General features: G+C 71.9%; 15 protein-coding genes. 10 read left to right on the top strand and 5 right to left on the bottom strand.

Annotation, left to right across the window (positions count from 1 at the left end):
- Window positions 1-293 precede the first annotated feature (293 nt).
- From PJ985_RS20065 to PJ985_RS20055, 3 genes are all read left to right on the top strand, one after another.
- A complete protein-coding gene (locus PJ985_RS20065) occupies window positions 294-1,466 on the top strand; it encodes an MFS transporter (RefSeq protein WP_271685247.1) in 1,173 nt (390 codons plus the stop codon).
- Window positions 1,467-1,834: 368 nt separating this feature from the next.
- Window positions 1,835-2,077, top strand: coding sequence for a hypothetical protein (locus tag PJ985_RS20060; RefSeq protein WP_271685246.1), 243 nt, complete (start codon window positions 1,835-1,837; stop codon window positions 2,075-2,077).
- A gap of 109 nt (window positions 2,078-2,186) precedes the next feature.
- Window positions 2,187-3,158, top strand: a complete 972-nt coding sequence (locus tag PJ985_RS20055) for an SDR family oxidoreductase (protein WP_271685245.1) — start codon at window positions 2,187-2,189, stop codon at window positions 3,156-3,158.
- A 139-nt stretch (window positions 3,159-3,297) separates the two neighbouring features.
- Here PJ985_RS20055 and PJ985_RS20050 read toward each other — a convergent pair whose 3' ends face one another.
- Entirely contained in the window at window positions 3,298-5,907 is a 2,610-nt protein-coding gene (locus PJ985_RS20050; RefSeq protein WP_271685257.1) for a glycoside hydrolase family 9 protein, read from the bottom strand.
- A 310-nt stretch (window positions 5,908-6,217) separates the two neighbouring features.
- Between PJ985_RS20050 and PJ985_RS20045 the strand changes: the two genes are divergently transcribed.
- Entirely contained in the window at window positions 6,218-7,144 is a 927-nt protein-coding gene (locus PJ985_RS20045) for a Rieske 2Fe-2S domain-containing protein (protein ID WP_271685244.1), read from the top strand.
- 70 nt (window positions 7,145-7,214) lie between these two features.
- Here PJ985_RS20045 and PJ985_RS20040 read toward each other — a convergent pair whose 3' ends face one another.
- Window positions 7,215-8,285 (bottom strand): ATP-dependent DNA ligase, encoded by a 1,071-nt coding sequence (locus tag PJ985_RS20040; protein WP_271685243.1) that lies wholly within the window; start codon window positions 8,283-8,285, stop codon window positions 7,215-7,217.
- Window positions 8,286-8,363: 78 nt separating this feature from the next.
- On the opposite strand from PJ985_RS20040, the gene ligD reads away from it, so the two are divergent.
- Both ligD and PJ985_RS20030 read left to right on the top strand, forming a co-directional pair.
- Entirely contained in the window at window positions 8,364-9,368 is a 1,005-nt protein-coding gene (ligD, locus tag PJ985_RS20035) for a non-homologous end-joining DNA ligase (RefSeq protein WP_271685242.1), read from the top strand.
- Between the two features lie 64 nt (window positions 9,369-9,432).
- Window positions 9,433-9,711 (top strand): acylphosphatase, encoded by a 279-nt coding sequence (locus tag PJ985_RS20030; RefSeq protein WP_271685241.1) that lies wholly within the window; start codon window positions 9,433-9,435, stop codon window positions 9,709-9,711.
- A 45-nt stretch (window positions 9,712-9,756) separates the two neighbouring features.
- Here the strand turns inward: PJ985_RS20030 and PJ985_RS20025 are convergent, their stop codons facing one another.
- Window positions 9,757-10,863 (bottom strand): NAD(P)-binding domain-containing protein, encoded by a 1,107-nt coding sequence (locus PJ985_RS20025; RefSeq protein ID WP_271685240.1) that lies wholly within the window; start codon window positions 10,861-10,863, stop codon window positions 9,757-9,759.
- A 67-nt stretch (window positions 10,864-10,930) separates the two neighbouring features.
- Window positions 10,931-12,499, bottom strand: a complete 1,569-nt coding sequence (locus tag PJ985_RS20020; RefSeq protein WP_271685239.1) for an SDR family oxidoreductase — start codon at window positions 12,497-12,499, stop codon at window positions 10,931-10,933.
- Window positions 12,500-12,761: 262 nt separating this feature from the next.
- Between PJ985_RS20020 and PJ985_RS20015 the strand changes: the two genes are divergently transcribed.
- Complete coding sequence (locus tag PJ985_RS20015; RefSeq protein WP_271685238.1) at window positions 12,762-13,616, top strand: 3-hydroxyacyl-CoA dehydrogenase family protein; 855 nt, start codon at window positions 12,762-12,764, stop codon at window positions 13,614-13,616.
- Between the two features lie 13 nt (window positions 13,617-13,629).
- Here PJ985_RS20015 and PJ985_RS20010 read toward each other — a convergent pair whose 3' ends face one another.
- Window positions 13,630-15,030 carry a GntP family permease gene (locus PJ985_RS20010; RefSeq protein WP_271685237.1) on the bottom strand — a complete coding sequence of 467 codons (1,401 nt, stop codon included), beginning with the start codon at window positions 15,028-15,030 and terminating at the stop codon, window positions 13,630-13,632.
- 151 nt (window positions 15,031-15,181) lie between these two features.
- Between PJ985_RS20010 and PJ985_RS20005 the strand changes: the two genes are divergently transcribed.
- From PJ985_RS20005 to PJ985_RS19995, 3 genes are read left to right on the top strand one after another with little or no spacing between them, the layout of a single operon-like run.
- Window positions 15,182-15,844 carry a cyclase family protein gene (locus tag PJ985_RS20005; RefSeq protein ID WP_271685236.1) on the top strand — a complete coding sequence of 221 codons (663 nt, stop codon included), beginning with the start codon at window positions 15,182-15,184 and terminating at the stop codon, window positions 15,842-15,844.
- A complete protein-coding gene (locus PJ985_RS20000) occupies window positions 15,841-16,797 on the top strand; it encodes a TIGR03885 family FMN-dependent LLM class oxidoreductase (protein WP_271685235.1) in 957 nt (318 codons plus the stop codon). The genes PJ985_RS20005 and PJ985_RS20000 overlap by 4 nt, the downstream gene beginning before the upstream one ends.
- Complete coding sequence (locus PJ985_RS19995; RefSeq protein WP_271685234.1) at window positions 16,794-18,641, top strand: glycoside hydrolase family 15 protein; 1,848 nt, start codon at window positions 16,794-16,796, stop codon at window positions 18,639-18,641. The genes PJ985_RS20000 and PJ985_RS19995 overlap by 4 nt, the downstream gene beginning before the upstream one ends.
- Window positions 18,642-18,648: the final 7 nt, after the last annotated feature.

Raw genomic sequence — 18,648 nt, 5'->3', positions numbered from 1 at the left:
GCTGCGAAGAGATCATGCGCGCCGTCTGCGCCGACTTCAGGCGTGAACACCCGGGGTTCCGCGCTAGATCACACTGAACCACCGCCCCTGTCCGGCCACCGGAACGCCGGGCAGGGGGTCCGGGTGACCGGGCACACTGGCACACGGCAGCCGCGTCACTTCGGGAGGCACCCCTGAGCAAGCCCGCGCCCACCGGTCCCGCGGGAAAGAGCGCTGCGGACGCCGCCGCCCGGCCGTCGTCCACCCGGTTCCACGGGTGGCGCATCGTCGCGCTGAGCGCCGTGGTGATGGCGATGACCGCTCCCGGACAGACGCACGGGATTTCGGTCATCATCGACCCGCTGATGGCGGACCTGGAGATCAGCCGCACTCAGATCTCCACCGCGTATCTCATCGGGACCCTGGTCGGCGCCTGTGCGATGCCCATGGTGGGCAGGGCCATCGACACCTACGGACCGCGGCTGGTGATGGCCGCGGTCGGGGCGGTGTTCGGCGGCGTGCTGCTCGCCCTGACCACGGTCAGCGGCATCGTGGGCCTGACCGTGGGCTTCGTCGGCATCCGGATGGCCGGTCAGGGGGCACTGTCGCTCGTCGCCACCACCACCGTCGCCTACTGGTTCGAACGGCGGCGCGGTTTCGCCCTCGGCATCGTCGGAGCGGTGGGCACTGCCGGTATCTCGCTCACGCCCGTGCTGTTCGAACGGCTGGTCTCCGCCACCGGCTGGCGCGAAGCCTGGGCGATCCAGGGCCTGGCAGTGTGGGCCATCGTGCTGCCCATCGCCCTCTGGGGCATCCGCAACCGTCCCGCCGACGTCGGCCAGCACATCGACGGAACGCCTCCACGGGACCCGGCCACGGCAACGGACGCCCTGACCGGATGGACGCTGCGCGCGGCTCTGCGGACAGGCATGTTCTGGGTCATCGTCACCTGCATGGCGACCGGCAGCATGCTCGGCACCGGCCTCTCCTTCCACCAGATCGACCTGCTGGGCGAGCGCGGGCTGAGCGCCACCGAGGCCGCAGCGAACTTCCTCCCCCAGACCGCGGCCGTACTGGTCATCACCCTGGGCGCCGGTGCTCTGCTGGACCGGCTCTCCCCCAAGGTGGTGCTCTGCGGCGCCATGCTCACCCTGGCTGCCGGTGTGCTCGCCGCGATGTACGTGACGCCCGGCTGGAGCGCCCTGGCCTACGGGCTCATCCTCGGTTCGTCCGGCGGAATGATGCGTGCCGTTGAATCCGCCGCCGTGCCCCGCTACTTCGGCACCGCCCATCTGGGGGCGATCCGCGGCTGCGCCCACACCGCGGTCATCGGGGCCAGCGCCCTGGGACCGCTCGCGGTCTCCGTCGGCTACGACCTCAGCGGCGGCTACACCACCGCCCTGCCCTTCTTCGCCGCGCTGCCCCTGCTGGTGGCGGTGGCAGCACTCCTCGTCCGTGCACCGCGCCCGGCCGCGCCGGAGATCTGACTGCCCCGCCGTTCAGCAGACGTCCGGCACGCAGAGCCTGCCGCTCGACAGCCCTGCCCTCGTCAGCCCCTCGAACAGCACGAGCCGGGTCAACTCTGAGCGAACGACAGGCGGCACCGTGGGTGAGTCACGACGGCCACCCTCATGCCTCGCCGGCGTACCCGGGAGAGCGAGGTACTCCTCGTGCCGCCCGGGATCACGATGGGGGCGGTCAACGCAGTCCGGGCCCAACGAGAGGTATCCCCGGGCGGGCACCCGGGACTGCGCCGTACGGGTGGAAAACCTTCCGATGTCCGGAAATCAGGCTTTGTTGCGCGCTGTCGGGGGACTCCGAACGTTCGACCGACTTCTCCCCCCTGAGGAGCAACATGATCATCAAAAAGATGCACGAGGCCGGCGTTCGCAGCGACCACGCCTACAACGCGGCCTTCGTCTCGATCGGCCTGTCCTTCACTTCCTGGATGCTGTCCCTCAAGACGGAGAAGGCCGGGCTGGACCGGGCTGACCGATGGGGCATCTTCGTGGGCGAGTGGGCCCCCACGTTCTTCGGCCTCGGCCTGGCCCTCGCCCACTACGAGCAGAAGGAGAGCTCGATGTTCAGCCGCAGCTGAGGCCGGCCGGTCACTCCGCGTCCCGGCGCCGGCCGGAAGCCGGGACGCGGAGCTCCGGGCGAAGGCATGTTCCGGCCTCCAGCGTGCTGAAGGAGCGAGGAGAGCATCCATGCGGGTCAGAGGAAGCGTGATCGTGATCACCGGGGCATCGAGCGGAATCGGCCGGGCGGCCGCCCTGTCCTTCGCCCGTGCCGGTGCCGTGGTGGTGCTCGTCGCGCGCCGGGCGGAGGCTCTGGAGACCGTAGCCGAGGAGTGCCGGGAGAAGCATGGCGCGGAAGCACTGCCCGTGGCACTGGACGTCACCGACGCGGCCGCGGTGGACGGGCTGGCCCAGCGGGTGGTGGACCGCTTCGGACGTATCGACGGCTGGGTCAACAACGCGAGTGTCAGCGCCTTCGGCGCGTTCCAGGACATCCCGCTGGAGGACATGCGGCGGGTGCTGGACATCAACGTGATGGGGTATGTGCACGGGTGCCGCTCCGCCCTGGAAGTCATGCGCGAGCAGCGGCACGGGGTGCTGGTGAACGTCGCCTCCGTGGTCGGTGTCATCCCGCAGCCGTACGCCGTCCCCTACACCATGAGCAAGTTCGCCGTGCGCGCACTGAGTCTGGCGCTGCGGCAGGAAGTGCGGCTGGAGAAGATGTCCGGCGTCAAGGTGTGCGCCGTGCTGCCGTCGGGCATCGACACCCCGCTGTTCGGCCAGGCCGCGAACTATTCGGGCCGGAAGGTCCGGGCGATGCCGCCGGTGTACGCGCCGGAGCGGGTGGCGCGGACGATCGTGGACCTGATGCGGGTACCGCGCAGGGAAGTGGTGGTCGGTACGGCGGGCCGCGCTCTGGCCCTGCAGTACAAGTTCGCCCCCCGGCTGACCGAACGGGCGCTCGCCGTCCAGGTGAACCGTGCTCACCTGTCGCGGAAGTGGACGGCTCCGCGCGCGGCGGGGAATCTGCACTCCCCCGCCGCCGGACCGGGAACGGTGCACGGGGGTTTTCACGGGCGGCGCAGAACGGTGGTGCGCAGACTGGCCACCGTCGGCATGCTGCTCGCCCTCGTGCGGCTGCGGCGCCGGCACACCTCCTGACAGTGGCACTCCGGCCGGCGGTGTCCACTACGGTCCGCTGCCCGCGCCGCCGGGTGCCCGGAACAGGCGAACGGCCGGGGCGTCGTCCGGTGAGGGACGAGGCCCCGGCCGCCGGTGGGGGCGGGGAGTGGTCAGCGGATCACTCTGCCCGACAGGTCGCCGAGTTCAGAGAGAAGGCGGCCGGGTCCGCCACCGTTCCGGTGGAGGTCCCGTTGAACCCGAAGCTCACCGTGCCGCCGGGCGGCAGCGTGGAGTTCCAGCTCACGGGCCCGGCGACGACGTCGCGCCCGTTCTGCCGGACCTCCGCGCTCCACGCGTGGGTGACGCGCTGGTCATCGGCGAACGACCAGGTCAGCTCCCACGGGCTGAGTTCCTGGGTGCCCGTGTTGGTGACCGACACATGTGCGGTGAAGCCACCGGACCAGCGGTCCGTGGCGTAGGTGACCTGGCAAGCCGAGGCCCCGTCACCGTTGTCGCCGCCATCGCCGTTGTCGCCGCCGTCCTCCGAGTCGAGGTCGTCGAGATAGGAGGCAACCCAGGACAGCGGGGCGTTCCAGTTGATGGTGATCTCGTTGGTGGCCCAGGACTCGATGTGGTCGACGTAGCACATCGCCGGGGCGCAGCCCTGCAGCCGCTCCTGTGCGACGGGGTCCTGAATGCTGCTGTTCGGACCGCCGGCCACCGATCCGGGTGCCGGGTTGGGGAGGCTGGGGTCGAGCTGGTTCGCCCAGTGCCGGTGGTGCTGGTTCTTGGCGTACCGCTCGCCGTACCCGGTGATGTACGACAGGTTCAGCGGGTTGCGGCCCAGCAGGTAGTCCATGCCGCGCAGCACCGAGTCGCGGTAGGTCACGTCACCGGTGAGGTCGTGCGCCGTGGCCATGACCACCATGTTGTTGAGGACCTGGCTGTTGGAGCCCCAGACGTAGCTGCCGTCGGACGGGGCGTACGGCACGCCGTACGCCGCGGCCACGGAATCGGCGGCGTAGCCGTCGGCGGCCTCGGTGACCATGGCCCGGACGCCGGCGAGCTGCCCCTCGGTCAGGTCGTTGGGCACGGTGGCCAGGCTGAGTGCGCCCAGGCCGGCGGTGTCCGCCCAGGACATGCCGCCGCGGGGGAAGACGGCGTCGGTGTCGCCGTGCAGCGGGGAGTCGAGAACGGCCTGCCGGAAGGTGTTCTCACCGGTGGTGATGAACAGCTCGGCGGCGGCCCAGTAGAACTCGTCGGTGACGTTCCGGTCGCTGTACGCGCCACCGCCCTGTCCGTCGTTCGGGTCGGCGTAGCGGGCCGGGTTGGCCTGCGCCGCTGCCCAGGAGGTGCGGGCCGTCTCCAGGCACTGGGCGGCGAAGTCCGCGTCGTAGGGCTCGAACAGCCGGGCGCACTGCGCGGAGCTCGCGGCCAGGTTGAGCGTGGCGGCGGTGGAGGGCGGGCGCAGCTCACGCGGCTGCGGGTCACGGTGCGGGAGCAGCGGCAGCCCGGTCCAGGCGCGGTCGTGCATCTTGTGATGCGCCATGCCCGCGAGCGGCTCGCCCTCGGGAACCTGCATGCGCATCATGAAGTCCATCTGCCAGCGTGCCTCGTCGAGGATGTCCGGCACTCCGTTGCCGCCCTCGGGCACCCGGAGCTTCCCGTCACCCAGCGCCTCGCCGCCGGTGCCCTCGGTGGTGAGGGTCCGCTCATAGGTCGCCATCACCTGGGCGACGGAAATGCCGCCGTTGACGACGTACTTACCGTGGTCCCCGGCGTCGTACCAGCCTCCGGAGACGTCCAGGCTGTAGTCGCACACCCCCGGCGCACAGGGGACCTCGTAGTCACCCTGGTTGGGTGCCACCCCGACGTGACCGGCCGGGCGGGCGTACTCCTCGCCGACCAGGTCCGCCTCGATCTCGATGCCGCTGCGGTTGTGGTAGAAGTACGCGAGCGCGTCGGTGCGCAGGGTGGAGTACAGACCCTCGCCGATGGCGAAGGGCACGCTGGTCTCCCCCTCCACGGTGACGGTGAAGCCTTCACCCGGTTCGGTCATGCCACTGAAGTCGAAGGTGTGGACGTTCTCCCGGGAGGTCGGGTCCTCACCCACCGGGACGGTGTTGCCGCTCGCCCGCTCGGTGCCGTCGGCATCCCGCAGGCTCCAGGCCAGCGGCGCGACGGAGTCGGTGACCACGGTGCCGGTCTTCGGCCCGTCGGACAGGTAGCCGACCTGGTTCACCCGTACCGGCGAGCCGGTGTCGGGCTCATAGGTGGGCGGCTCTGCGCCGCCGCGCAGGGAGACGTCCTGCAGGCAGAAGGTGTAGGCCTCGGCGCCGCCGCCGATCTGGAACGCGAGCTGGGCGGCATCGTTGTCCGCCGCCGCGGTGAAGACGTGGGTGTGGGTCTCCGCGGTGTCACCGACCAGGTCCGCGGCCGCCAGATCGGTGGTCCAGGGTTCCTCCGCGAGCTGCACGTTGGTACGGGAGATGATCGGCAGCGTGGAGCTCGCGGTGTAGGTGAGGGTGTAGCTCTCCCCTGCGACGAGCGCCAGGTCGTCCTGGCCGACGATGGCGTCCCAGGGGTCGGCCGTGTCGTCCGGCACCTCCACGCAGAGCCGGCCGTCCTCGACGGTGCCGGGGGCGTTCTCGGTCCACCACCAGCCGGTGGTGCCGTCGGAGAAGTCACCGTTCACGATCTGCTCGGGCGCTTCGTCCTGCTCGGCGCCGATCGCCGGTACGGCGAGCACACCGCCGAGCACACCGGCGAGGGCGGCGGCACCCAGCATCAATGGTCTGCCACGGCGCGTGCGGTCCTGGGCGCGAGGCTCTGTGGGGGGTTGACGGGTCACGGCTCGGGTCCTTCCCTACGACGGATGGACAGGGCAGGGCAAGGCCGGCACTGCGGCCCCACCCACCCTTGGGAGCGCTCCCATGCATCCCACTGCATCGTGAGGGGTCGCGCACGCCCCGTCAAGACGTCGTCCCGTGGAAGTAGTTGTTCCGGGTAACTGCGGGCTGAGTTACGCCGTTCGGCCCGCTGCCTCGTTTACCGGACGGGCAGCAGGGGCACCGGGTTTTATGGTCACTACCCGGAACATGAACGGCACCCTCGCCCCTGCTCTGCGCAGCGCGTCCTCCGCCCTGCGCCGCGTCCTGCCCGACCCGGAGCGCCCGGGGCGGGTGATGGCCGCGGTCGGGTGGCTGGAGTCGACCCGGCTGCTGGACCCGGCGACCGCTGTCGCGGGTCGAGCCGTACGGGCGCTGCCGCTGGGCGGCGCCCGGGACGTCCTGCACGGCAGGTGGCTCGGCCACGCCGTGCACCCGATGATGGTCCAGGTGCCGATCGGTGCCTGGATGTCCGCCGCGGTGCTCGACCTGATGCCCGGGCAGCGCCGGGCCGCCGGCATCCTCGTGGGTACGGGACTGGCCAGTGCGGGCCCGGCCGCTCTGGCGGGCTGGGTCGACTGGGCGGAGCTGCACCCGGACCAGCAGCGGGTGGGCCTGGTGCACGCGGTGAGCAACCAGGTGGGTGTCCTCCTCTACGCCGGGTCGTTCCTCGCCCGGCTGCGCGGACGGCACGCCCGGGGGCGCGCACTGTCCTTCGCGGGCCTGACCGCGGTGAGCGTGGGAGGCGTCCTGGGGGGCCATCTCTCCTTCCGCCAGGCCGCGGCCGTCAACCACGCCGACGATGTCGCGCATGTGGTGAAACCGGGCTGGCACTGGATCGGCGGCACGGAGACGTTCCCGGTGGGGCACCCGGTGCGCTGCACCGTCGGCGAAGTCCCGATCGTCGTCGTCCGGGAGGCGGACGGCACCCTGCACGCGCTGGCCGACCGGTGCAGCCACCAGGACGGGCCCCTCTCGCAGGGCGAGATCACCGACGGATGCATCGAGTGCCCGTGGCACGGAAGCGTCTTCCGGCTTTCGGACGGCTGGAACGTCCGCGGCCCGGCCACTGCTCCGCAGCCGGTGTTCGAGACCCGTACAGTCGACGGGCAGGTGGAGGCCCGCTACCGCGGGTGACCGGCCGCACACTGCCGCCGGTGGGATGCGCGCCGCAGCCCGCCGGAATGCCGCGGGAGGGCTCCGGGACTCAGCCGGACCCCTCCCGCAGCATCCGGGTGACGTCGAAGGTGACCGGCTGCTCCAGCTGGGCGTAGCCGCATTCCGAAGGCTGCCGGTCGGGCCGCCACCGGCGGAACTGCGTGGTGTGCCGGAAGCGGTCGCCCTGCATGTGGTCGTACGCCACCTCGCACACCAGCTCCGGCCGCAGCGGCACCCAGGCCGGGTCCTTCTTCCCGCCCCACCGGCTGGGACCGCCGGGCATCCGGCTCTGCGCGTGCGCCTCCTCCCGCACCCAGTCGGCCCAGGGGTGCCCCTGATAGGTGTCCATGAAGTAGGGCTCCAGCTCTGCCATCAGCTGTTTCCGGCGGGCCATCGGGAACGAGGCACAGACCCCCACGTGCTGCAGCCGGCCGGCCTCGTCGTGGAGCCCCAGCAGCAGCGACCCGACGACCGGGCCGCTCTTGTGCAGCCGCATCCCCGCCACGACGCAGTCGGCCGTGCGTTCGTGCCGGATCTTCACCATCAGGCGCTCGTCCGGCCGGTAGGGCTTATCGGGCCGTTTCGCCATCACCCCGTCCAGACCCGCACCCTCGAACTCCCGGAACCACCGCCGGGCCAGGTCGAGGTCCCCGGTGGCGGGGGCGGTGAACACCGGATCGCGAGCTTCCCGGAGCGCCTCGGTGAGGAGCGCCCGGCGGTCCCGCGTCGGCGCCTCCATCAGCGACGCGTCGTCCAGCGCCAGCAGGTCGAAGGCGACGAAACTCGCGGGGGTGCGTTCCGCCAGCATCCGCACGCGGGAGTCGGCGGGATGGATGCGCTCGAGGAGCACCTCGAAGTCGAGCCTGCCCTCGCGGGCCACCACGATCTCACCGTCCACCACGCACCGCGGGGGCAGCTCGGCACGCAGCGCGGTGACCAGTTCCGGAAAGTAACGGTTGAGCGGCTTGCAGGAGCGGCTTCCGATCTCCACTTCGTCACCGTCCCGGAAGACCAGGGCCCGGAAACCGTCCCACTTGGCCTCGTAGATCATGCCGGGCGGGATCTTCGATGCCGCCCGGGCGAGCATCGGCTTCACAGGAGGCATCACCGGGAGGTCCATGCTCTGGATTGTGGGGCGCTCCGCGCGCGCTCGCCTGTCGACAGGCGAGCGCGCGCGGAGCGGCCTAGCGTGGCGGGTATGGCAGAGACGCTGGAGATCGACGTCGGCGGGCGGACCGTGCGGCTGTCCCATCCGGACAAGGTCTACTTCCCCGAGCGGGGCTTCACCAAGCTGGACGTGACGCGGTACTACCTGGCCGTGGGGGACGGCATCCTGCGCGCGCTGCGGGACCGGCCGACGACCCTGGAGCGCTACCCCGACGGAGTGACCGGCAGCTCGTTCTTCCAGAAGCGGGCGCCGAAGAACCTGCCCGGATGGATCCCCACCGCGCGCATCGCGTTCCCCAGCGGCCGCTCGGCGGACGAAATCTGCCCCACGGAGACAGCGGCGGTGCTGTGGGCGGCGAACCTGGGCTGTCTGACCTTCCACCCCTGGCCGGTGCGCAGAGCGGACACCGAGCGCCCGGACGAGCTGCGCATCGACCTGGATCCGCAGCCGGGAACCGACTACGGGGATGTGGTGCGGGCGGCCGGCGAGCTGCGGGCGCTGCTGGCGGAGCTGGGGCTGAGCGGGTGGCCGAAGACCTCGGGGGGCCGCGGGGTGCACGTCCTGGTACCGCTGGTCCCGGAGCGGACGTTCACCGAGGTGCGGCGGGCGGCGATCGCCCTCGGCAGGGAACTGGAACGACGGGCGCCGGAGCGCATCACCACCGCGTGGTGGAAGGAGGAACGCGGCGCGAAGATCTTCGTGGACTACAACCAGACGGCCCGCGACCGGACCGTGGCAAGCGCGTACTCCGTACGCCCGCACCCCCGGGCGCAGGTCTCCGCGCCGCTGCGCTGGGAGGAGCTCGACGACGCCCGTCCGGAGGACTTCGACCTGGCGAGCATGCCGGTGCGCTACGCCGACCTCGGTGACGTGCACTCCGGTCTGGAGGAGCACGCCTTCCGGCTGGACGACGTGCTGGAACTGGCCGAACGGGACCAGCGGGACCGCGGTCTGGGCGATCTCCCCTACCCACCGGATCATCCGAAGATGGCGGGTGAACCGAAGCGGGTGCAGCCGAGCAGGGCGAAACACTGACGGCCGTGGCACGTCGCCGGCGGAGCAGTGGGGCCGGGTACGCGGGACAGGAGGAGGTGCGGACGTGCGGACACGCAGGCGGGTGGAGGTGGAAGGGCGGGTGCAGGGGGTGTTCTTCCGGGACGCCTGCCGGACCACCGCCGAGGCGCGTGGCGTCGCCGGCTGGGTGCGGAACCTGCCGGACGGCCGAGTGGAAGCCGTTTTCGAGGGCACCGCCGAGCAGGTCGGGGACCTGGTCGGGTGGGCCCGGGCCGGCCCGCCCGCTGCCGAGGTCAGTGCGGTGACGGTGCACGAGGAGGAGCCGGAGGGACTGGCCCGCTTCGAGGTGCGCGGAACACCCTGACCGTTGCGCGCAGCCGGTGGCCCGGGCTGCGCCTGCCGCCCTCCGTCAGACCGACTGCGGCACAGCCCGGGAGGCTTCGGCTTCCGGGCGCCCGCCGCCGTCCCCGGCGAGCAGGGCATCGATGTCGCGGACCGCCGCCCGGCCCGCCCGGTTGGCGCCCACCGTGCTGGCCGAAGGGCCGTAGCCCACCAGGTGAATCCGCGGGTCACGGACGGTCCTGGTGCCGTCCAGCCGGATCCCGCCGCCCGGTTCCCGCAGCCGCAGCGGGGCCAGGTGGCCGAGGACTGCCCGGAAACCGGTGGCCCACAGGAGCGTGTCCGCCTCGATCCTGCGGCCGTCACGCCACTCCACGCCCCCGGGGGTGATCCGGTGGAACATCGGCAGGCGGTCCAGGACGCCGCTCTCCCTGGCCTGCCGCATCTCCTCGTTCATCGGCAGCCCGGTCGCGGACACCACGCTCTGCGGCGGCAGTCCGTCCCGGACGCGCTCCTCGACCAGGGCGACGGCGGCCCGCCCCTGCTCCTCGCCGAAGTCGTCCTCCCGGAAGACCGGGGGCCGCCGGGTCACCCAGGTGGTGCCTGCCGCGGTTCCGGCGATCTCCAGGAGGTGCTGGACGGCCGAGGTGCCACCACCGACGACGATCACCCGCCGGCCGGCGAACGGCTCGGGGCCGGGATAGCGCACCGTGTGCAGTTGCCGGCCGCGAAAGCTCTCCCGGCCCGGGACGCGGGGCTGGAAGGGACGCTCCCAGGTACCGGTCGCGTTGATCAGTGCCTCGGTCGTCCACGGCCCCCTGGAGGTCTCCACCAGCAGCCGGCCGCCCCGGGTACCGGACACGGAGGTGACGTCCACCGGCCGGATTACGGGCAGCCCGAAGGTCTCCTCGTAATCCGCGAAATAGTCGCTGATGATCTCCGAGGACGGACGGCCGGGATCGGCTCCGGTCAGCTCCCGGCCGGGCAGGGCGTGCATGCCGTGCACCTTGCCGTAGGTGAGGGTGGGCCAGCGGAACTGCCATGCCCCGCCCGGGCCCGGCGCATGGTCAAGCACCACGAAGTCCCGGCCCGGCACGTACCCCCGGCGCAGCAGATGGAAGGCGCTCGACAGTCCCGCCTGCCCGGCGCCGACGACAACGACGCGTACCTGTTTCATACCATTTTCAACCAACGAGAGGCCCCGCAGCTTCCCGTCACCCGACCGGGCCCCGGCTCGCGCCGGCTCAGCGGTGGGTGCGGGCGGCCGCCCGCCGCCGGGACCACCCGGCGGGCCGGCCGGATTCCGCGCGCCGGGCGAGGTTGCGGGCCATACCGCCGAAGACCAGCGCGTGGAAGGGCGACACCCCCCACCAGTAGAGCTGGCCGAGCAGCCCTCTCGGGTGGAAGAGCGCCCGTTGCCGGTAGCGCACTCCGTTGGCGGGTCCGCGCTCCACCGACAGCTCGAACCAGGCCGCTCCCGGCAGCCGCATCTCGGCCCGCAACCGGAGGAGGCGGCCGGGCTCGATCTCCTCGACCCGCCAGAAGTCCAGGGAGTCGCCCACCCGCAGGTGCGCGGCGTCGCGGCGTCCCCGGCGCAGTCCCACTCCGCCGAAGAGCCGGTCCAGCGTTCCGCGGACCGACCAGGCCAGCGGGAAGGAGTACCAGCCGTTCTCCCCGCCGATCGACTCGATGACCCGCCACAGCTCCTCGGCGGAGGCGTGCACCGTGCGCTCCCGTACATCGGTGCACAGGCTGCCGCCCGCCCAGTCGGGATCCGTGGGCAGTGTGTCACTCGGCGCGCCGGGGAACGCCGCCGAGGACCAGCGGGTGGCCACTTCCGCCTCCCTGACCCGTTTCAGGGCGAGCCGCAGCGCTTCCTCGAAGCCCATGGGGCCGTCCGGCGGATCGGGGATCCAGCGGGTGATGTCGTGCTCGGTGCACACCACCTCGTGGCGCAGCGAGACCGCCAGCGGGCGGGCCAGAGCGCCCGGCACCGGTGTGATCGCACCGATCCACAGCCCGGACAGCCTCGGTGAGAGGACCGGCACGGGGAGGATGATCCGCCGGGGCAGTCCGGCAACCGCCGCATAGCGCTGCATCATCTCGTGGTAGGTGAGGATGTCGGGGCCGCCGATGTCGAAACTCCGGCTCACCTCGGCGGGCAGCTGGGCACAGCCGACCAGGTAGCGCAGGACGTCGCGGACCGCGATGGGCTGGATCCGGCTCCTCACCCAGCTCGGGGTGACCATCACGGGCAGACGTTCGGTGAGGTAGCGGAGAATTTCGAAGGAGGCGGACCCCGAACCGATGATCACCGCTGCCCGCAGCACTGCGGTCGGCACCCCGCTTTCCAGCAGGATGCGGCCCACTTCGGCGCGGGAGCGCAGATGCGGGGAGAGGGTGCTCTCCGGCACTCCGGCGGGGGTGAGTCCGCCCAGGTAGATCACCCGGTGGACCCCGGCGGCCCGGGCCTGCTCACCGAAGATGCGGGCCGCCCGCCGGTCGGTCTCCTCGAAGTCCGGCCCGGTGCCCAGCGCGTGCACCAGGTAGTAGGCGATGTCGACGCCGTCCATCGCGGCCCGTACCGACTCCGCGTCCGTGACATCCCCCGCCGCGATCTCCACCTGGGAGGCCCACGGGTGGTCGCGCAGCTTGGCGGGCGTGCGGGCCAGGCAGCGGACAGGATGGCCGGCGTCCAGCAGCTGGGGCACGAGCCGGCCCCCGATGTAGCCGGTCGCACCGGTGACCAGGCAGCGCGGGGGCCGGCCGGCGTCCGGGGCCCGCTCCCCGGGCGGGCGGGGTGCCGTGCTCACCGGACGGTCTCCCCGGTGAGCCCCGCTCCGAGCGGTCCGGCTCCGCGTGACACGGCGGCTCCGCACCCGGCCGTGGCGGTTGCGACCGCGCGCAGCAGTCCGATGCTCATGGGCCACCTCCGGTCGCCGGGTCCGTCTTCCAGCCTACGGTCCCCGCCCGGATCCGGCCGGACGGCAGACGGCCGGACCACAGGCGTCCGCTGCCTACCGATCATTCGGTCCGGGATAGGGTGAGCGGCATTCCGAGCGGGAGGAGTCACGCATGTCCGAGTCGCCACACACGGTGGGCGTGATCGGCGGGGGCCGGATGGGAGCCGGCATCGCCCAGTCGTTCGCCACCGCGGGCTCCACCGTCGTGGTGGTGGAGAACGACCGCGCGGCTGCCGCCGCGGCGCTGGCGCGGGTCGCCGCCGGGCTGGAGCGGGCCGCCGAGCGGGGCAAGCTGCCCAAGCCGGCCGAGCAGGTTCTGGACCGGGTCAGCATGGTGACGGCCGTTCAATCTCTGCCCGCCGACACCGAACTGGTGGTCGAGGCCGTTCCGGAGACTCCGGGACTGAAGGCCCGGCTGCTGACGGCGGCGGAGCGGGTGGTGAACGAACGGACCGTCCTCGCCACCAACACCAGCTCCCTCTCCGTCACCGAACTGAGCGCGGCGCTGAACCGTCCGGGGCGGTTCCTCGGCATGCACTTCTTCAACCCGGTACCGGCGTCCGCGCTGGTCGAGATCGTGGTCGCCCCGGACACCGAGGAGCGGACCGTCTCCGCGGCCCTGTCCTGGTGCCGGGCGCTGGGGAAACAGGAGGTCGTCGTCCGGGACTCGCCGGGCTTCGCCAGCAGCCGGCTCGGGGTCGCGCTCGGCCTGGAGGCGATCCGGATGGTGGAGGAGAGCGTCGCGGAAGCGGAGGCGATCGACCGGGCCATGACACTCGGCTACCGCCACCCGGTGGGGCCGCTGCGGCTGACGGACCTGGTCGGGCTCGACGTCCGGCTGGCCATCGCCGAGCATCTGCACGCCACGCTCGGCGAGCGGTTCGCACCTCCGCGGCTGCTGCGCGAGAAGGTCGCCCGCGGGGAGCTCGGGCGGAAGACCGGCCAGGGCTTCTACACCTGGCCCTGACCACGGGTCGCGCTCACAGGAAGAGACTGAGCAGGAAGACGGTGAGGAAGGCCGCCACCCCCATGAGCGTCTGCATCACCGTCCAGGTCTGCAGGGTCTGCTTCTCGGTCAACCCCAGGAAGCGGTTGACCAGCCAGAACCCGGAGTCGTTGACGTGGGAGAGCACGGTGGCTCCGGCCCCGATGGCCACGACGAGGGCGCCCAGCATCGGGGCCGAGAAGTCTCCGGCCTCGACGGTCTGCGCGACGACGGCGGCGGCCGTCACGGTGGCGACGGTGCCCGAACCGAGGCAGATCCGCAGCAGCGCCGCGGCGACAAAGGCGAGCAGGATGACCGGGAGAGCGGTGCCGGCGAGCACGTCCTCCAGCGCCTCGCCGACTCCGCTCTCCTCCAGCACCTCGCCGAAGACGCCGCCGGCTCCGGTGACCAGCAGGATGAGCCCCACCGGCTCCAGCGCCTTGGAGGCCACCGACTGCAACTCCTGGCGTCCGAGACCGTGGCGGGTGCCCAGCACGTAGAAGGCGATGAGCACCGCGATGATCAGTGCCACGATCGGGTCACCCACCAGTTCGAGGATCCGGGTGGGCAGGGCGTCCTCGGGGAAGACGGTGTCGGCCAGGGTGTTGCCGAGGATGAGCAGCAGAGGGACCGCGAGAATGCTGAGCACCAGCCCGAAACCGGGCTCGGTGTCCCGCCCGCCGGGCTGCTGCTCCCCCTCCTCGCCACCGGCCGTCCCGGCCCCGCCGCCCGCCCCTTCGGAGGCGGCCTCCTCCTCCATCCCCGCAGGGACTCCCACATCGATCCGGTTGCCGATGAACCGCCCGTACAGAACACCGCCGAGGATGACGGCCGGGACCGACCCGGCGAACCCGAACAGGATGACCCAGCCGAGGTCGGCCCCCAGGATGCCGGCCGCCGCGACCGGCCCGGGAGTCGGCGGAATGAGACTGTGACCGGCGCTGAGGCCGGCCAGCAGCGGGAGCGCGATAACGAGCAGTGAGGTGCGCAGGCGCCGGGCCAGTGTGTACACCAGGGAGATCAGCAGCACCAGAGCGACATCGAAGAACACCGGGATCGCGACGATGAGGCCGGTGGCACCCAGCGACCAGGGCACCCGTTTCTCACCGAAGGCATCGACCAGGGTGGTGGCGATCCGTTCGGCGGCGCCGGTCACCCGGAGTACCTGGCCGAACATGGCACCCAGGCCCACGATGACGGCAACGGTACCCAGGACCCCGCCCATGCCGTCCTCGACCGTGCCCGCCACGTCCTCCATCGGGATGCCGAGCACGAGGGCGGCGAGGACGCTGGTGAGCAGCAGGGCGACGAAGGCGTGGAGCTTGAGGCCCATGATGAGCAGAAGCAGCAGGGCGATGGCTCCCGCCACCACGATGAGCATGGCCGCGGTGGTCACAGTGGCCCCTCCTGTGGGGTGACGACGGCGGGTTCACTCGTCCGGAAGAGGCCGGACCGCGCCCTGCGTACCCCGACGGACGAGCGATATGTCCCGGCAGTGCCTGTCCGCGGGCAGGTTTGACACCGGAGGGCCGGGAGAACCGGGAGGCATGACTTCTCCGGCGGGGGCCGCTGCGCCCTGGACAGATATCAGCGTGCCGGTCGACGACGGGCTCACGGTGTTCCCGGGCACGCCCGGCTTCCGGCGGGAGCGCGTGTCCGACGTGTCCCAGGGGGATGACGCCACCCTCAGCGCCCTGCACCTGTCGACCCACACCGGAACCCATGTCGACGCCCCCGCCCACTTCTTGGCGGACGGCGACGGCGTCGACAGCATGGACCTGAACCGGCTGACCGGCCCCGCCAAGGTGCTGGACATCCCCGGCGTCCGACGGGTGGGAGCCGCCCAACTCGGGCGGTTCACCCTGGTGGCGGGCGACCGGGTACTGCTGCGGACGGACAACTCCGCGCACGACTGGTACCGGCGGGAGTTCGACCCCGGCTACGCCCATCTCACCGCCGACGGTGCCCGTCATCTGGCCGCGCTCGGGGTCGCGGCGGTCGGCATCGACTACCTCTCCATCGGCGGCGAGGGCATCGACAACCCCGAGACCCACCGCACCCTGCTGAGCGCGGGCATCGCCGTACTCGAAGGGCTGGACCTCTCCCGGACACCCGGCGGAGCCTACGAACTGTGCTGTCTGCCGCTGCGCATCACCGGCGGCGACGGTGCGCCCGCCAGAGCCCTGCTGCGACAAGGAGCATCGCGATGACGGAGTACGGATTCCACGCCTCCCACGAACAGTTCACACCCCGGGCGCTGCTGGACGCGCTGCGTGCGGCGGAGGCCGCGGGCTTCACCTCCGGTATGTGCTCGGACCATTTCGCGCCGTGGAGCAGCCGTCAGGGGCAGTCCGGCCACGCCTGGTCGTGGCTGGGCTCAGCCCTGGAGGCCACCGCACTGCCGATGGGTGTGGTCACCGCTCCGGGCCAGCGGTACCACCCGGCCGTACTGGCGCAGGCGGCGGCGACGCTGACGCAGATGTACCCCGGCCGGCTGTGGCTGGCGCTGGGCAGCGGGCAGGCGCTCAACGAGCAGATCACCGGCGACCGGTGGCCGTCCAAGGAGGACCGGATGCGCCGGCTGGTGGAGTGCGTGGACATCATGCGCGCCCTCTTCGCCGGGGAGACGGTGAGCCACGACGGGCTGGTGCGGGTCGAGCAAGCCCGGCTGTGGACCCGCCCCGAGCAGCCGCCGGCGCTGCTCACCGCCGCCGTGACGCCCGCGACGGCGGCCCGGCACGCGGACTGGGCGGACGGCCTGATCACCGTCAACCAGCCCGGGGACGCCCATCAGGACACCCTGGCCGCCTACCGGGACGCGGGAGGGCGCGGCCCGGCGGTGCTTCAGGCGCACCTGTCCTGGGACCGGAGCCGGGACGCCGCGCTGAAGGCGGCGCACGACCAGTGGCGGGAGACGGTGCTGGGCAGTGATGTCGGGTGGGAGATCGCCCAGCCGGTGCACTTCGAACAAGCCGCACGTTTCCTCACCCCGGGGGATGTGGAGCCGTACGTCCATGTGTCGGACGATCTGTCCGAGCACGCCGACTGGATCGTGCGGGCCGGGGAGGGCTTCGACCGGGTGATGCTCCATCAGGTCGCCGCCGATCAGGTGGCGTTCGTCGAAACGTTCGGCGAGCACGTGCTGCCGAAGGTGGGCTCGTGAGCGCCGGGCCCGGCGGCTACCCGCCGATCAGTGCGTACGCGTTCCTCTCCGACTGCCACACCGCGGCCCTCATCGGGCCGGACGGCACTGCCGAGTGGATGTGCGTGCCGCGCTTCGACGGGCCCGGCCTGTTCACCCGGATACTCGACCGTTCGACCGGCGGCTGGGAACTGACGGTGGACGGGGCGGACCCTCCCGAACGCCGATACGTCGGCGACAGCCTGGTGCTGGAGAGCCGCTGGCAGGCCCCGCACGGCACACTCGTCGGTCACGACTTCCTGGCCGTCAAACCGGCCGCGGCGGCCGGAGACCGGGGCATCGTGTCCGAAGGCATGCTGGTGCGGCTGGTGCGCTGCGAGTCCGGGCGGGCCACGGTCCGCTTCCGCACCGACGCCCGGCCGGACTACGGCCGCGGCGAGGTCCACTGGACCGACGCCGGGGAGGCGCTGGTCTCCGGGGACGGCGCCCTGTGGCTCGCCGGCGAGCCGGCCCCGGTGGTCGCCGAGGACGGCACCGCCGGCTCGGTGGTGGAGCTCGCCGCCGGGGATGCCGCGGTGCTCGCCCTGGGCTACCGCGGGGGGCCCAGCCGCCGGATGGACCGGGCGACCGCTGAGCGGCTGCTGAGCGAGGCGACGGATGCCTGGCAGGCCTGGTCGGACCGGGCCGACTACCACGGGGTGGCCGAGAAGCAGGTCCGGCAGAGCGCCGTCGTGCTGCGCGGGCTGCTGCTCGACGAAACCGGCGGTCTGCTGGCCGCGCCCACCACCTCGCTGCCCGAGTGGATCGGCGGCCGGCGCAACTGGGACTACCGCTACGTCTGGCACCGTGACGCGGCGCTGGTCGTCCTGGTCCTGCTGCGCCTCGGCCACGCCCAAGAAGCCGGCCGCTACCTGCACTTCCTCCTGGCGAACTGCGCGCTCGGAGAGGACAAGCTGAAGCCGATGCTGACGCTGGACGGCGGCACCGCCGTCGAGGAGGAGTCCCTGCACCACCTGGACGGGTACGCGGGGTCCCGGCCGGTGCGGATCGGCAACGAGGCGTTCGAGCAGCACCAGTTGGACGCCTACGGCCACGTGCTTGACGCCGCCTACGTCTACCAGGAGGTGACGGGCGACCTCACTCCCGGGGAGATCAGCGAGCTGCGCCGGATGGTGGACGTGCTCGCCGGCCGCTGGCGCGAACCCGACCACGGGGTGTGGGAGGTCCGGTCCGACGAGCGTCACTGGACGTACTCCAAGCTGTACGCCTGGGCCTGCCTGGACCGCGGCATCATGCTGGCGGAGCTGTGCGAGGACGCGGACGCGCCGGTGGAGCGGTGGCGGACGGAACGGGACGCGGTCCGCGAGGAGATCCTGGAACGCGGCTACGACGAGGAGATCGGCTCCTTCGTGCAGTCCTACGGTGCCCGCAACGTCGACGCCTCCACCCTGCACCTGCCGCTGCTGGGGCTGCTGAAAGGCGACGACCCCCGGGTGGTGTCGACCCTCGAGCGGATCGAGGAGGAGCTCGGTGAAGGCGGCTTCCTGATCCACCGGTACGACCCCGAGGTCACCGATGACGGGATCGGCGAACCCGAGGGCGCTTTCCTGATGTGCTCCTTCGACATGGTGTCGGCTCTGGTCCTGGCGGGCCGTTCGGAGGAGGCGCAGGAGCGCTTCGACAAGCTCTGCGCACACACCGGGCCGCTGGGGCTGCTGTCGGAGGAGATGACCGCCGACGGGACGTTCCTGGGCAACTTCCCCCAGGCGTTCACTCACCTGGCGCTGATCGAGGCCGCCATGAACCTCGACCAGGCCGGCCGCAGCGACGCCCTGCACGACTGGGCGGACCGCCAGCGGCGGTGAACCCGGT

Source organism: Streptomyces sp. ACA25, assembly GCF_028200735.1.
Classification (GTDB): domain Bacteria; phylum Actinomycetota; class Actinomycetes; order Streptomycetales; family Streptomycetaceae; genus Streptomyces.
Note: the sequence above shows the minus strand (reverse complement) of the source record. Positions and strands in the feature narration are given on the sequence as shown.